General features: G+C 46.5%; 14 protein-coding genes. 12 read left to right on the forward strand and 2 right to left on the reverse strand.

Going from position 1 to position 14,412, the window contains the following annotated elements; translation table 11 throughout:
* Positions 1–207: 207 nt before the first annotated feature.
* Complete coding sequence (mnmA, locus tag HFE01_RS17995) at positions 208–1,329, reverse strand: tRNA 2-thiouridine(34) synthase MnmA (RefSeq protein WP_025365607.1); 1,122 nt, start codon at positions 1,327–1,329, stop codon at positions 208–210.
* A gap of 304 nt (positions 1,330–1,633) precedes the next feature.
* Between mnmA and cymR the strand changes: the two genes are divergently transcribed.
* The 4 genes from cymR to HFE01_RS18015 all read left to right on the forward strand — a co-directional run bounded on the left by cymR (position 1,634) and on the right by HFE01_RS18015 (position 4,475).
* Entirely contained in the window at positions 1,634–2,053 is a 420-nt protein-coding gene (cymR, locus tag HFE01_RS18000) for a cysteine metabolism transcriptional regulator CymR (RefSeq protein ID WP_013372613.1), read from the forward strand.
* A gap of 390 nt (positions 2,054–2,443) precedes the next feature.
* The gene (locus HFE01_RS18005; RefSeq protein ID WP_019688315.1) at positions 2,444–3,595 is read left to right on the forward strand and encodes a cysteine desulfurase family protein; all 1,152 of its coding nucleotides are present in this window, start codon (positions 2,444–2,446) and stop codon (positions 3,593–3,595) included.
* Between the two features lie 135 nt (positions 3,596–3,730).
* Positions 3,731–4,252 (forward strand): PRC-barrel domain-containing protein, encoded by a 522-nt coding sequence (locus HFE01_RS18010; protein WP_016819088.1) that lies wholly within the window; start codon positions 3,731–3,733, stop codon positions 4,250–4,252.
* Between the two features lie 10 nt (positions 4,253–4,262).
* On the forward strand, positions 4,263–4,475 hold the full coding sequence (locus tag HFE01_RS18015; RefSeq protein WP_013311529.1) for a hypothetical protein: 213 nt from the start codon (positions 4,263–4,265) through the stop codon (positions 4,473–4,475).
* A 177-nt stretch (positions 4,476–4,652) separates the two neighbouring features.
* Here HFE01_RS18015 and HFE01_RS18020 read toward each other — a convergent pair whose 3' ends face one another.
* Complete coding sequence (locus HFE01_RS18020; protein WP_016819087.1) at positions 4,653–6,626, reverse strand: methyl-accepting chemotaxis protein; 1,974 nt, start codon at positions 6,624–6,626, stop codon at positions 4,653–4,655.
* A gap of 211 nt (positions 6,627–6,837) precedes the next feature.
* On the opposite strand from HFE01_RS18020, the gene HFE01_RS18025 reads away from it, so the two are divergent.
* The 8 genes from HFE01_RS18025 to HFE01_RS18060 all read left to right on the forward strand — a co-directional run bounded on the left by HFE01_RS18025 (position 6,838) and on the right by HFE01_RS18060 (position 14,394).
* Positions 6,838–7,905, forward strand: a complete 1,068-nt coding sequence (locus HFE01_RS18025; protein WP_107734572.1) for an AI-2E family transporter — start codon at positions 6,838–6,840, stop codon at positions 7,903–7,905.
* A 350-nt stretch (positions 7,906–8,255) separates the two neighbouring features.
* Positions 8,256–10,889 carry an alanine--tRNA ligase gene (gene alaS, locus HFE01_RS18030; RefSeq protein WP_019688313.1) on the forward strand — a complete coding sequence of 878 codons (2,634 nt, stop codon included), beginning with the start codon at positions 8,256–8,258 and terminating at the stop codon, positions 10,887–10,889.
* Between the two features lie 136 nt (positions 10,890–11,025).
* Positions 11,026–11,286 (forward strand): IreB family regulatory phosphoprotein, encoded by a 261-nt coding sequence (locus tag HFE01_RS18035; protein WP_007431624.1) that lies wholly within the window; start codon positions 11,026–11,028, stop codon positions 11,284–11,286.
* A gap of 9 nt (positions 11,287–11,295) precedes the next feature.
* Positions 11,296–11,712, forward strand: coding sequence for a Holliday junction resolvase RuvX (gene ruvX, locus HFE01_RS18040; protein ID WP_016819084.1), 417 nt, complete (start codon positions 11,296–11,298; stop codon positions 11,710–11,712).
* 13 nt (positions 11,713–11,725) lie between these two features.
* The gene (locus tag HFE01_RS18045) at positions 11,726–12,028 is read left to right on the forward strand and encodes a DUF1292 domain-containing protein (protein ID WP_013372606.1); all 303 of its coding nucleotides are present in this window, start codon (positions 11,726–11,728) and stop codon (positions 12,026–12,028) included.
* Positions 12,025–12,330 carry a DUF1292 domain-containing protein gene (locus tag HFE01_RS18050; RefSeq protein WP_019688312.1) on the forward strand — a complete coding sequence of 102 codons (306 nt, stop codon included), beginning with the start codon at positions 12,025–12,027 and terminating at the stop codon, positions 12,328–12,330. Before HFE01_RS18045 ends, HFE01_RS18050 begins: the two co-directional genes overlap by 4 nt.
* A gap of 94 nt (positions 12,331–12,424) precedes the next feature.
* On the forward strand, positions 12,425–13,453 hold the full coding sequence (gene mltG / locus HFE01_RS18055) for an endolytic transglycosylase MltG (RefSeq protein WP_019688311.1): 1,029 nt from the start codon (positions 12,425–12,427) through the stop codon (positions 13,451–13,453).
* A gap of 11 nt (positions 13,454–13,464) precedes the next feature.
* Entirely contained in the window at positions 13,465–14,394 is a 930-nt protein-coding gene (locus tag HFE01_RS18060; protein WP_016819081.1) for a peptidase U32 family protein, read from the forward strand.
* The last annotated feature ends 18 nt before the right edge of the window (positions 14,395–14,412 follow it).

Genomic DNA, 14,412 nt, shown 5'->3' on the forward strand with positions numbered 1-14,412 from the left:
CTTTTGTGCGTCCAATTCCTAATAGCCTGTATACTTTGGAAACCTTTTTACAGGAAATGTTTGTTCAGCATGATAGACATAATAAAGAGCAGATCACCAATTCCCTTCGACTTATGGCTAAAAACATGTAACAGAAAAAAGTCGCTCCTCCCAAATCAGGAGAGACGACTTTTTTATTAGGGCTATTCAATGTTAATTGTCATTCATTCAAACCGTTTCAGGCTGAAGTTTTTCAACCTTATCAATAGTTCCCCCACCCAGACAACGTTCCCCGTCATAAAATACAACAGCTTGTCCAGGAGTAATGGCCTTTTGATGTACATCAAATACGACATGCACAGTTCCATCCGCAAGCCATTGTAAAGTGACTTGCTGGTCAGGCTGACGGTAACGGAACTTGGCTGTGCAGCGGAATTCGCCAGATGGACGTGCATCTGCGCCTTCAATCCAGTTTACATCCGTGGCAATCAGGCTGGTAGAATACAGGCTGTGGTGACGATCACCTTGTACCACATACAGGATGTTCTTCTCCAGATCCTTATCTGCTACGAACCATGGTTCGCCTGAACCTGAGCCGCCAATGCCCAAGCCTTGTCGTTGACCCAGTGTATAGTACATCAGACCATCGTGGCGTCCTTTGACTTCACCCGTAGCAATATCCACCATATCTCCACCTTTTGCAGGCAGATATCCACTCAGAAACTCCTTAAAATTGCGTTCGCCGATAAAGCATACGCCCGTGCTATCTTTTTTCTTGGCTGTATAAAGTCCCGCAGCTTCTGCGATTTTACGCACTTCTGGTTTCGGCAGATGACCGATCGGGAACATGGCTCGCGACAACTGTGTTTGGCTTAATGCATTCAGGAAATAAGTCTGATCCTTGTTGCTGTCCACACCTCGCAGCAAAGTAAAGCGGCCGTCTTCCTCTACAACCCGTGCATAATGTCCAGTAGCAACATAATCCGCTCCCAAATCCAGCGCTTTGTTCAGAAACTCGCCGAACTTAATTTCACGGTTGCACATGACATCTGGATTGGGTGTGCGTCCAGCTTTATATTCATCAAGAAAATAGGAGAATACTTTATCGAAGTATTCTTTTTCGAAATTGACTGTATAGTAAGGAATGTCGATCTGTTCACAGACGCGGCGCACATCCTCCGCATCCTCTTCAGCCGTACAACGGCCAAATTCATCCGTGTCATCCCAATTTTTCATGAAGATGCCGATTACGTCATAGCCCTGCTCCTTTAGCAGCAGCGCGGTAACGGATGAGTCGACGCCACCGGACATGCCGACGACGACACGGGTTTCATGATTGGCTTTAGCCATGGTCATCACCCAATTCTTTCAATATTGTTGTAGAACCCACCTATTGTAACATAAACGATAATAAGTTACGATGTTTGGATGAACAAACGACACGGCGAACGATGCAAGAAAGCTACATAAAACGGGCTAAATCTGTTGCTAATCGCTCGAAAGCAACTTTTTTTAAGATTGTTACCGTAATGTTTCCCTTTACCTGCCCTAATATGTTAACATAAGCTGAGGGTTAGGATCGGAATAGAGAGGTTTACAACTCCAATTATTCCGCGTGTTTAACGGAATTGTTAATATAAGCGAGGTGCCACAATTGAAAATATCAACGAAAGGCCGTTACGGCCTGACCATTATGATGGAGCTTGCGGCCAGGTTTGGCGAAGGTCCAACTTCTTTAAAAAGTATTGCCGAAAAAAATCAGCTATCAGAGCATTATCTTGAGCAGCTCATTGCGCCTTTGCGTAATGCAGGTTTGGTAAAAAGTATCCGTGGTGCTTATGGCGGTTATATTTTGGCGAATGAACCGTCAGGCGTAACAGCAGGAGACATCATTCGTGTGCTGGAAGGCCCGATTTCTCCAGTTGATTTTACGGAAGAAGACGATCCGGCAAAACGCCAGCTCTGGCTGCGAATTCGTGACAGCATTGCTGAAGTGCTGGATTCAACTACACTCAAGGACTTGATCACATACCAAGAACATGATGAATTGGATAACTACATGTTTTATATTTGATTTCCAATTATGTATATAACGAGAAAGATCTTGGTTTATCAAACGTTTTAGCCCCATTATATGGGGCTTTAATTCTATATAAAATACATTAAAATTGTCTATCCTGTAAATTACCAAGCTTGAGCATGTCTGAGAGTTATTTTTTACGGACCAATCCCTTTTTTGATTTCGTCATAAGCAGCTTGAGCTTTGGCCAAAGCTTTTTATAGTACGACCTCTGCGAGGTATCTGTCTTCTTACACCGATAATCGGATCAAGGGGGTCTCCGTGAATACTTGCAGTTGAAATGCTCTTACAAAAACTTTTAAAGTGCATTATATCAATAAAGAAGTATATAATGGAACTTCGGCAATACTAAAAACAAGATGTTCTATATTTGAGGTGGATAACATGAACAGAATTTATCTGGATCATGCCGCATCGACTCCTATGCATCCTGAGGTTGCGCAGACTATGATGGATATCATGACCGGCCAATTCGGCAACGCTTCGAGCGTTCATGCCTTTGGCCGCGATGCCAAGCGCACCGTCAGCGCAGCGCGGGATGCCGTTGCGGCCTCTTTGGGCTGCAAGCCTGAAGAAATTATATTTACGAGCGGAGGGACAGAGAGTGATAATCTGGCCCTGTTTGGGACGGCTACGGCAGATGGTCGTACTTCCGGCCATATTATTACAACCGCGATTGAACATCACGCCGTGCTTCATGCTTGCGATGAGCTGGAAAAAGCAGGATACCAGGTGACCTATGTCCCAGTCAATGGTTTTGGGCGTGTGAATCCTGCGGACATTGAGGCAGCTATTCGCCCGGATACTTTTTTGATCAGCATGATGTATGCCAACAATGAGGTGGGCGTCATTCAGCCGGTCCAAGAAGTAGGACAGATTGCGAGAGAGCATGGAATTATATTTCATGTAGATGCAGTTCAAGCCTTCGGGCATATATCCATCGACTGCGGGAACCTCCCGATTGACTTACTTAGTGTGTCTGGCCATAAGATTAACGGACCGCAAGGAGTGGGTGCACTGTATATCCGTCAGGGTACACGCATTCAGCCGCTAATGTATGGAGGACTTCAGGAGAAGAAACGCCGTGCAGGAACAGAAAACATCGCCGGCATTGCTGGGCTGGCTAAAGCCGCAACTCTTGCCAATGCTTCCATTGAAGAGCGAGGAGCACATGATATGGCTCTTCGCCAAACGCTGCTAAAAGCGTTGGAAAGCTCTCTGGGCAGTCATGAGTTTATAATCAATGGCGATCCTGAATATTTTGTGCCTAATGTGCTAAATATTAGCTTTCCGGCCATTGGTACAGAGACCATGCTGATGAATCTCGATATGGAAGGAATCGCAGCGGCCAGCGGCTCAGCCTGCACTTCAGGGTCTCTAGAGCTATCACATGTGTTGCAGGCGATGGATCTTCCTGAAGATGTTTTGAATTCAGCGATTCGATTTAGCTTCGGTTTGGGTAATACTACGGAAGAAATGGAATACACGGCCAAGAAAATTGAAACTATATGGAAGCGGCTGCGTACTAGGTACTAGGGATTTCTCCGCATTTTAGTAAGAAGGGAGGAGCGGTTTCCATTTCATTGCATGAACGGAAGCAAGGTATTGACAGGCATGTAGGAAAAACACCGCACCTTCGTTCGGACTGCATAGTAAGGAGGGACCCTATATATGAGGCTTCAAGACATGATCGGACTTGCTGTTTTCGATGTCGAGGACGGGAAGCAGATTGGTAAAATACATGACTTTATGTTGACAGCTGATTGGCGAATTACAGGGATTGAGCTAGAAGGTAAAGGGCTTTTTTCATCTCATGTCAAAATGGTGGCCTGGGATGACATCGTTGCTTATGGTGAGGATGCGATTATGATTCGCAATCAGCAGGCCGTCCGTAAAACAGAGGCCCATGATATACAACATACGTACTTGCTTGGACCCGGTAAACTGAAGGATTTATCCGTGCTAACAGAGGAAGGGCTTATGCTCGGGCACATCTCGGATGTTTATTTTGACCAGGAAATGGGCAATAACATAATAGGCTTGGAAATCAGCGATGGTTTTGTATCGGATATTATTGAAGGGCGGAAATGGCTGCCCTGCACCGAAGATATGTCCATCGGGGAAAATGCTGTTATGGTTCCCCCGTTAAGCGAGCAGCGTCTGGAAAAAGCCATATATTCTGTTAATGGATAGGGTGAGTTTATTGAGATGTCCGAATTGTAATTCCAAAGATATCGGAAAAATTGGCTCCCATCAATTTTATTGCTGGGGATGCTTTATCGAACTTCAAGTGAATGGTGAAAAAATGTCTGTCTACCAAGTGGAAGAGGATGGAACGCTCAGTTCGCTGGACGACTTATTCTTTGGAGATGAGATGGCACAACAGGACTTGCCGCAAATTCACGCTTCTTCCTAAGCTTGACTCGGGAAGTGGACAGGCTGTTTACGAAGAGGTGTGATCTTCCCCCTATGGCTTAACATATAGCTAAGTGGATTGGATCATGCTTAATAAAAAATGGAGAGGGTGTCCCGAACGGCTATTGGCCTGGGGGCACCCTCTTTTGTATATCCTTTCTTGTGAAGATGGCTAGTTTTACAATTTAAAGCGTTTGACCTCTTCCAATAAAAGATCTGCATGAGAATCAAGTTTGGCAGAAAGGTCGGCAATATTGTTCATAGCATGACCTTGTTCTTGTACTGAGGAAGCTACTTCCTCGGTAGATGCTGCACTTTGCTCAGAAACAGCGACAACGCTGGAGATGACATCAGAAATATGTCCGGCATTTACACGCAGATGATCTGCTGCAGCAGAAACATCTTCAATTTGGGCAAGCATGTGCTGAGAAGCGCCACGTATGGATTCAAACGCCTGTCTCGTTGCAATGGCAGCATGCTCCTGCTCTACAGTTACAGCAAGAGCCTTCTTCATTTCTTCCGCGCTTTGTACTCCCGCAATTTTAATTTCTTCCAGCTTACTCATGATACTGTCACTGGAGCTACCTGCTTGTTCGGCCAGCTTTCTCACTTCTCCCGCGACGACGGCAAAACCTCGTCCGTGTTCCCCGGCCCGTGCCGCTTCAATGGATGCATTGAGGGCCAGTAGGTTTGTTTGTGCGGCGATATCGTGGATGGCCCCGGCCAGCCGCCCAATATCCTGGGTTTTCAGCGTGAGCGAATCTACCGCTTCTCCTGCCGCGGTGGTCGTTTGTCTGGATTCGGCTGCCAGCTTCGCTTGACGCTCTGCAGTTTCATAGCCGGCCAGCACAGCAGAATCTGTTTCGAATACAGCAGTTTGGGTCCGTTTGACACTTTCGCCAATCTGGTTGATGGAGCCTGTCATGTGTGTCAGCTTCTCAGAACCGGAATATACCGCCTCGGCTTGGTCGCTGGCTCCTTGCGCTAGCTCCTGAACTGCACTGGAGATTTGTGACGCAATGGTTCCAGTATCTTTGGCGTGTTGGTGCATATCATGGGAAGCAGAACTGACATCGCTAGCTGTATCTGATACCTTGCGCAACAGGTGAGAGAGATTGTCTGACATGAGGTTAAAATCTGTCCCCAGACTGGCAATTTCATCTTTACCCTTAATATCCACACGAGCGGTCATATCGCCTTCAGCTATCCGTTTGACATTTGTTTGGAGTCTGCGAATCGGCTTGATAAAGTTGTTTGCCGCCCAGATCGCCAGCAGCATAGCAACGACTAAAATGATAGCAACAGTAATAATCAACTGATTACGAGTAGAGTAATATTCCTGAAAAGCAATATCTTTAGAAATAGACAGGCCTACAATCCAGCCTGTGCTAGGCATTCTTTTAAAATAAAGCTGACGGTCACTGCCATTGTAGCTATAGTCTGTTTTTCCCGAAGCTGTGCTGAGCAGGGTCGCGGTCGATGATCCTAACTCGGGGGTTTCCTTGAGGTTTTTGCCAGCCAGCTTGTTGTCTGGATGCGCGATTACGACTCCCTTTTGGTCAATCAGAAATGCGTAGCCCAATCCGTTCAAGTCTATGCCTTTAATCATTTTTGTCATATCGTTGAGCATAATATCCTCGCTGACTACCCCGGTGATCGAGCCGTTGGCATCCTTGAGAGGTTTAGCAATGGAAATGGTGAAGTCATTGCTGCCTGCATCAGTATAAGGTGAGGAATAGTACATTTCTCCCTTGGTTTTGGCGTCCTTGTACCACGGACGAGCGCGAGGATCGTAACCCTCTTCAAACCAGCCAGATCCATCCCAGTAAGATCCATCTTCATACCCTGCATAAATGTTGGAAATATTTTGATCCTTATAGTTTTGGAAAGCTGCTTTCAGAGATGCTATTTTGGCATCTGATGAAATATCGCTGGATTCCAGACTCGCAGCTAATGTTTCAATAATTTCAGCTTTGCCGCCTGTCCATCCGTCGAGCTGATTGACGGTTTCGGAAGCTTTGCTGTTCATAAGCTCTTGGATATCATGATTGGCCTGATTTTTAACACTTGTCATGCTAATGACGGACAAAGGCCCAGCTGCAACGATTACAATGCAAGTGAAAAGGAGAATAAGCTTCATTTTTAAGTTCATGTAACGACCCCCGATGTTTCAGAAATGTGAAAGCTTAGGATAGTGCTTTGTACTTATATCGTCAGATCGAATGACTTTGTTTATTGTTTTCATCCATTTTCATCAATTTTTCACAATGGTTATTAATGGGACATCTCAGACTGGCGGGAAGGATTAAAGTACAGGTACAGGCATATACTTAAAGGAGGCTAGTCCGGTAAGGGGGCACAAAATGGACCAATTAACGAAAAGTAGACTGTTCCGGTACGGCATATGGACGCTGCTGGGACTTGTCATTCTATATTTTATCTGGCTGCTGAGACCTTTGTTTTTTCATTTGTATGAATTTCTGAAAACAATCATTGCTCCGTTTGCGGTAGCGATGATCATCTCCTATGTACTTAATCCTGTAGTGAGTATGCTGGGCGGTCGAAAGGTGCCTCGTAGTGTAGCTGTACTGCTTATTTACGCTGTGTTTTTGGCCAGTCTTATTGTGATCCTGATGAATCTGATTCCGATGTTCATTGAACAACTGGATGAACTGAATGAGCATCTGCCAGAGCTGACCATGCATGCACAGGGACTAATGACGAATATGGACAGCAGTATTTTACCCCAAGGGGTGCGTACGGGGATGAATCAATGGTTTTTCCAACTGGAGAATCGGATGGCTACTGGGATTTCTACCTTTATGGACAACATCGGTGGGATGATCAACATGTTGTTTAATGTGTTCATCGTACCTTTTCTCATTTTTTATATTTTAAAGGATTTTGACGTGTTTGAACGGACGATTGTTTCTTATCTCCCGCGTTCTCGTCGTAAGGCGATTGTATCGGTGCTTAAGGAAATTGATCAGGCGCTTGGCAACTATGTCAGGGGCCAATTGCTGGTGTGCGTCATTATTGGCGTAATGGCGTATATTGGATATATGCTGATTGGCATGCCTTATGCGCTGTTGCTGGCCGGAGTTGTGGCTCTTTTTAATATTGTTCCATATTTGGGCCCCTTTTTGGGCGCTGCCCCGGCAGTAATTATGGCTTCTACGGTTTCTTTAAAAATGGTGCTTTTAGTGGTAGTCGTTAATTCCTGTATTCAAGTTCTGGAAAGTAATGTAATATCCCCTCAGGTGGTAGGGCGAACGCTGCATCTGCATCCGTTAGCCATTATTTTCGCTCTGCTAGTGGGTGGGGAAATTGCGGGAATTGCTGGCTTGATCTTGGCAGTTCCAGTGATGGCTGTTTTGAAGGTAGGGCTTCAGCATTTTTTTGCATATTACGTGAAGCGAAAAACAATCTAATTTCGTCTATATCCCGGATGCATGCTGTCTGAAATCGCGTTGACACGGCTAAATGACACGGATATACTGAATTGAGTATGTTTAAATGTGTTTATCCAGTAGGGAAAGCTCATTTCGGAGTGCGGGCTGAACCCGCCGGGATGCTCCCGTTACCAGTGAAAACAAGGCGATCGATCGTCCGTTAAGCAGATGTTGGTGTGCGCTTGCACATGTGGCATTTCGTACAGAGGGGACGGCGATAACCAGGGTGGTACCGCGATACAATCGTCCCTGATCCGTTCAGGGGCGTTTTTCTATTTTTTATGGCCTGTGCCAGAAACCAGTGACACCATAATTAGGAGGCTACTTATATGAAAGCTAGTGAAATCCGCTCCAAATGGCTGGAGTTTTTTGAAAGTAAGGGACATGTGATTGAACCAAGCGCACCGCTTGTTCCACACAAAGATCCTTCCCTGCTATGGATTAATGCGGGTATGGCGCCGCTTAAGCCTTATTTTGACGGACGCGTAAAACCAGAAAATCCACGTATCGCCAATTCGCAAAAATGTATTCGTACGAACGACATTGAAAATGTCGGTAAAACGCGTCGTCATCATACGTTTTTCGAAATGCTTGGGAACTTTTCTATTGGCGACTATTTCAAGGAAGAAGTCATCACATGGGCATGGGAGTTTCTGACAGACCCGAAATGGATTGGCTTTGATCCAGAACGTCTGGCTGTAACGGTATATCCTGAGGATGAAGAAGCGTATAAGCTGTGGAATGAAAAAGTTGGACTTCCGGCTGAACGTATCATCAAACTGGAAGACAATTTCTGGGATATCGGTGAAGGCCCTTGCGGACCTTGTACGGAAATTTTTTATGATCGTGGCGAAGCCTACGGCAACGACATGACAGACCCTGAAATGTATCCAGGGGGAGAAAATGAGCGTTATCTGGAAGTGTGGAACCTCGTATTCTCACAATTCAACCATAACAAAGATGGCAGCTACACGCCGCTTCCCAATAAAAATATAGATACAGGAGCTGGTTTGGAACGTTTTGCATCCATTTTGCAAAATGTCGATTCCAATTTTGATACGGATATCTTCCAGCCACTAATCCAGAAAACGGCTGCCATGGCAGGAGTTAAATATAACGACAATGTGGACAGTGATGTGGCTCTCAAGGTCATTGCTGACCATGTTCGTACCGTGACTTTCGCGATTGGTGACGGTGTACTTCCTTCCAACGAAGGACGGGGTTACGTCATTCGCCGTTTGCTGCGCCGGGCTGTTCGCTATGGAAAGATGTTGGGCATGAACCGTCCATTTATGTTTGAACTGGTGGAAACCGTTGGGGACATCATGGGCGTGTACTACCCTGAAGTCGTGGACAAGCGTGATTTCATCATCAAGGTGATTAAAACAGAAGAAGAGCGTTTCCATGAAACATTGACAGACGGACTAGCTATTTTGGCTGATATCAGTGCTCAGGCAAAGGCCGAAGGCCGCAATGTCATTAGCGGAGCAGATGCTTTCAAGCTGTATGATACGTATGGGTTCCCATTTGATCTCACAGAGGATTATGCGGACGAGCAGGGCTTGAAAGTTGATCGTGAAGGTTTTGATGAAGCGATGCAGGAACAGCGTCAACGTGCGCGTGACGCTCACCAAGACAATGCCAGCATGAAGATTCAGGGCGGAGCTTTGTCCGATCTGGCGGTTAAAAGTGAATTTGTTGGATATAATGACCTCATAACTGAGTCCAAAATTGTGGCAATTGTATATAATGATATGCTGGTGGAGAGTGTTAGTGAAGGGCAGTCCTGTCAGGTCGTGCTGGATGTGACTCCTTTTTATGCCGAAAGCGGCGGACAAGTCAGTGACCATGGCTTACTGCGTGGCGGAACGGTAACCGCGAAGGTTGAAGGGCTGTTCAAGGCGCCGCAAGGTCAGCATGTGCATCAGGTCGTTGTAGAGGCTGGTGAGCTGAACGTAGGCGATACGGTAAAAGCTGAAGTAGATCAAGCTTCACGTGGAGAAATCGAGAAAAACCATACGGCTACACATTTGCTTCACAAAGCGCTTAAAGAAGTGCTGGGTGACCATGTCAATCAGGCGGGTTCCTTGGTAGAACCTGGGCGTCTGCGTTTTGACTTCTCCCATTTTGGTAGCATTACCCCAGAAGAGCTGGCAGATATTGAACTGCGGGTTAACCGTGCCATCTGGAGCCAACTGGATGTGACTATTGAACTGAAACCGATTGACGAAGCTAAGGCTCTTGGAGCGATGGCGCTGTTTGGTGAGAAATATGGTGATATCGTACGGGTCGTTAAGGTTGGCGATTACAGTATCGAACTGTGCGGAGGATGTCATGTCAGCAATACTTCGCAAATTGGCTTGTTCAAGCTTGTTAGCGAGAGCGGCATCGGATCAGGTGTACGTCGTATTGAAGCAGTGACCGGACGTTTTGGTTTTGAGTACATGGAAGGTCAATTAGAGCTGTTGAAGGTGTCGGCTGGGCTGGTTAAATCCAAGCTGTCCGAGGTGCCAAAACGCATCGAATCTTTGCAGCAACAGATCAAAGACCTCAGTCGTGAAAATGAATCACTGCAAAGCAAGCTGAGCGCTATTGAGGCGGGTCAACTGACTGATCAGGTTGTGCAAGCTGGCGGAGTGCAGTTGTTGGCTGCACGCGTGCAGGCCTCCAGCATGGATGCGCTGCGTGCAATTGCTGATGAGCTGAAAAGTAAGCTTCCTGCAGCTGTGCTGGTGCTAGGCGCTGCAATGGACGACAAAGTTAATTTTGTCGTTGCTGTCCCAGCTGAGCATACCAAGGCAGGACTTCATGCAGGTAAGCTCGTGAAAGAAATTGCGGCCGTATGCGGCGGCGGTGGCGGCGGACGACCTGACATGGCGCAAGCCGGGGGTAAGGATGCCAGCAAGCTGGACGAAGCACTTCAACGTGCACATGAATTGGTGTCAGCAGCCTCACAAGGATAAAGTTCGATAATTTTTGCGGATTTTTGGAAAAAAACGGACTTAGACATTTCCTTGAAGGGCTTTGCTTATGGTATGATATAAAAGAATAAGCTGGCATAAACATGTACACATGTTTTGTGGAAGCGAGGTGTCAACAATGGATTCCATGGACAAAACGGTCAAATTTAATGTCAAGGCGGATGAGAAGGAAGCTTCTGCTCAGGAGATTTTGTTGACCGTATATGATGCGTTGGTAGAAAAAGAATACAATCCGATCAATCAAATCGTCGGGTATTTGCTATCCGGTGATCCGGCTTATGTGCCACGGCATAATAATGCTAGAAGCCTGGTGCGTAAAAAAGAACGCGATGAATTGATTGAAGAGCTGGTTCGTTTCTATCTCGCTAAGCATCGTTAGGAGACAGGCATGAAAGTAATGGGATTGGATTACGGGGATCGCCGAATTGGGGTCGCCGTAAGTGATGCCTTCGGCTGGACCGCCCAAGGATTGGAAGTCATAGAACGACGCGGTGACGACAGCGAGTTCGGTAAAATTGCAAATTTGGTTCGTGAACATGAAATTGGTGAGGTTGTTGTAGGCTTGCCGAAAAATATGAACGGAACCGTGGGTCCACGCGGTGAGATTTGCATTGAGTTTGCGAACCGGCTCAAGGAGTTACTGGGTTTACCCGTTCACCTTTGGGATGAACGGCTGACGACGCGTTCGGCAGAGCGTGCGCTTCTGGAGGCCGACGTCAGCCGCAAAAAACGCAAGCAGGTGGTAGATAAACTGGCCGCAAGCCTGATCTTGCAAAATTATTTGGACGCACACAGTACAAGGTGAGGGGGATTTCGTAATGGCTGAAAATCAATTGGGTATGGAAGAAGAGCCGGAAATTATTTATATTGCCGATGACGAGGGCAACGAGGAAGAGTTCGAGGTCATTATGAAGTTTGAGGTAGATGGTTCCGAAGCGAAGTACATGATGGTTGCGCCAGTGGACCCTGAAGCTGATGAGTCCGATGTGTACGCCTTCCGTTACGAGGAAGAAGGCGATGATATTAAATTGTTTGTGATCCAAGACGATGCCGAATGGGAAATCGTCGAAGAGACCTTTAATACATTTGTAGAGGAAGAAGAAGAGGAAGACGGGAAATGACGAGCTATTCACGTGAAGACCTGAGCTGGACCTCTGATTTGAAAGAAGCTTTTGATGGTGACATAGAGTTGCAGGATGAACAGGGTCATGCGTTACGCATGGAGTTGGAAGCAGAGTTCAAGGTAGGTGAGCAACGGTACGCCGTATTGCGTAGACCTGGCGCTGCTGCTGGCGAACATGAATTATATCATGTAAGCTCATCCACAGACGGCGAAATCTCCATCACCACCATTGAAGATGATGATGAGTGGGAAGATATTTCTGAGCTGTACGACGAATGTACGTTGCCGGAAGAGCTGTAAGTCTGGATAACGAGGAGATCAAACCTGAAAGGGCGGACCAGTCCGCCCTTTTTGGCTGTGAAGGAGTTGGGTGGATGTGAAGCGAAGGACAAGGATGCTTACGTTGCTTCTCCTGCTTGTTTGCATAGCAGGAGGTGCACTCCTCTATATATGGAATGCCATGCAGCCTGTTCAGCCGAAAACACAACCCGTTGCTTTTACGGTGGTAAGGGGTACGGGAACATCGGCTATTGCAGATATGCTGAAGCAAAAGGGACTTATACGTAATGCGCTTGTGTTTAAGGCTTATGTAAAATTCAAACAGCAAGGAAACGCATTTCAGGCTGGAAAATATGAAGCGCAGCCTGGCGCAACCTTTGATCAGTTGATTGCCAAGCTATCGGCTGGGGATGTAGTCAAAGAGGAAATGATTCGTTTTACAATCCCGGAGGGTTTTACGATTAGACAGATGGCTGATAAGCTGCAAAAGGAAGGACTGGCGGACCGGCAGCAATTTTTGCAGCTGGCCAACGATCCGTCCGCTTTTGACGTCGCGCTGGTGCGGGACATACCAAAGCAGACGGGGCTTCGCTATGCGCTGGAAGGCTATCTTTTCCCGGAAACCTATGAACTGAAAAAAGGAAGCACAACCAAGGATATCATTCAGACGATGCTGGAGCAGACGCAAAAACGTCTGGATACCATTTCTGATCTGGATGCCGGGTTGCAGCAACGCGGTGAAACACTGCATCAGTTGCTGACAGTTGCTTCTCTGGTAGAGCGCGAGGTGGTTGTAGACGATGAGCGGCCTATCGTAGCTGGCGTTATTTATAACCGCCTTCAACAGGATAAAAAGCTGGAAATTGATGCTACAGTTCAATATATGCTGGACAAGCAAAAGGAACGACTGTATTACAAGGATTTGGCTGTAGAAAGTCCTTATAATACGTATATGCATCAGGGACTTCCGCCAGGACCGATTGCAAGTCCCAGTCTGAAATCAGTAGTGGCGGCTCTACAGCCAAAATCTACAGATTATTTATTTTATGTGACCAAAAAAGATGGGACACATAAACATTTATTTGCCAAAACGTATAAAGAACATTTGCATAACATTCAGATAAGTAACCGTAAGACAAATTAGGAGGTGAGCCTATGGCTTACAAACCCGAACTGCTGGCAACTGCCAGCTCTCCGGAGGATGCCCGCCATATGCTGGAGGCTGGAGCAACTGCATTGCTGATTGGAGATGACCGCTTTGGCATGCGACTGCCAGGACATTTTACCCCGGACCAAATCCGTGAGGTTGTGGAAGAGGCAAGGAAGCATGCGGCGCAGGTATATGTATCTATGACGAATTTGATGACGAATGAGCTATTGCCACTTCTTCCCGAATATGTGCAGACCATAGCTGGATGCGGCGTAGACGCCATTGAGTTTAATGATCCAGCAGTGCTCATGGCTGTGAAGGAATATGCCCCTCATCTGAAACTCTTCTGGAACGGAGAGATGATTTCTACCAACTTCGCAACCGCCAACTACTGGGGTGAAAAAGGGGCGTCACGTGTCATCTTGGCTCGTGAGCTCAGTATGGATGAAATTACGGAAATGATTCCAAAGTTGAACATAGAAGCACAGGTTCAGGTACATGGAATGACCAATATTTATCACTCCAAGCGTAAGCTTGTTCAAAGCTATATGCTGCACCAAGGTCGCACGGTAGAAGGTGATCTCGGTAGAGGGCGTGGCTTGTTTCTGATTGAAGCAGAGCGGAAGGAAGAGAAGTTCCCCATTTACGAAGATATCAACGGGACACATATTATGAGTTCGGATGATTTTTGTATCATGGAGGATCTGCATATTCTGATGGAGGCGGGCGTGCACAGCTTTAAGATCGAGGGCTTGTTGAAACCTACCGCTTACAATGAGGCAGTTGTCCGTGCTTACCGTAAAGCTATAGACAGTTATACAGCCGACCCGGATGCTTATGTTTATGATGAAAGCTGGCTGGATGAGGTTCGCCGCCTTCAAGACCCTGAACGGGAACTTTCCTTCGGATTTTTCTACAAAGAGCAGGTTTATTAATTACAAAATGAATTTACA

The sequence above is a fragment of the Paenibacillus sp. EKM10P genome, assembly GCF_011800655.1.
GTDB classification, from domain to species: Bacteria; Bacillota; Bacilli; order Paenibacillales; family Paenibacillaceae; genus Paenibacillus; species Paenibacillus polymyxa.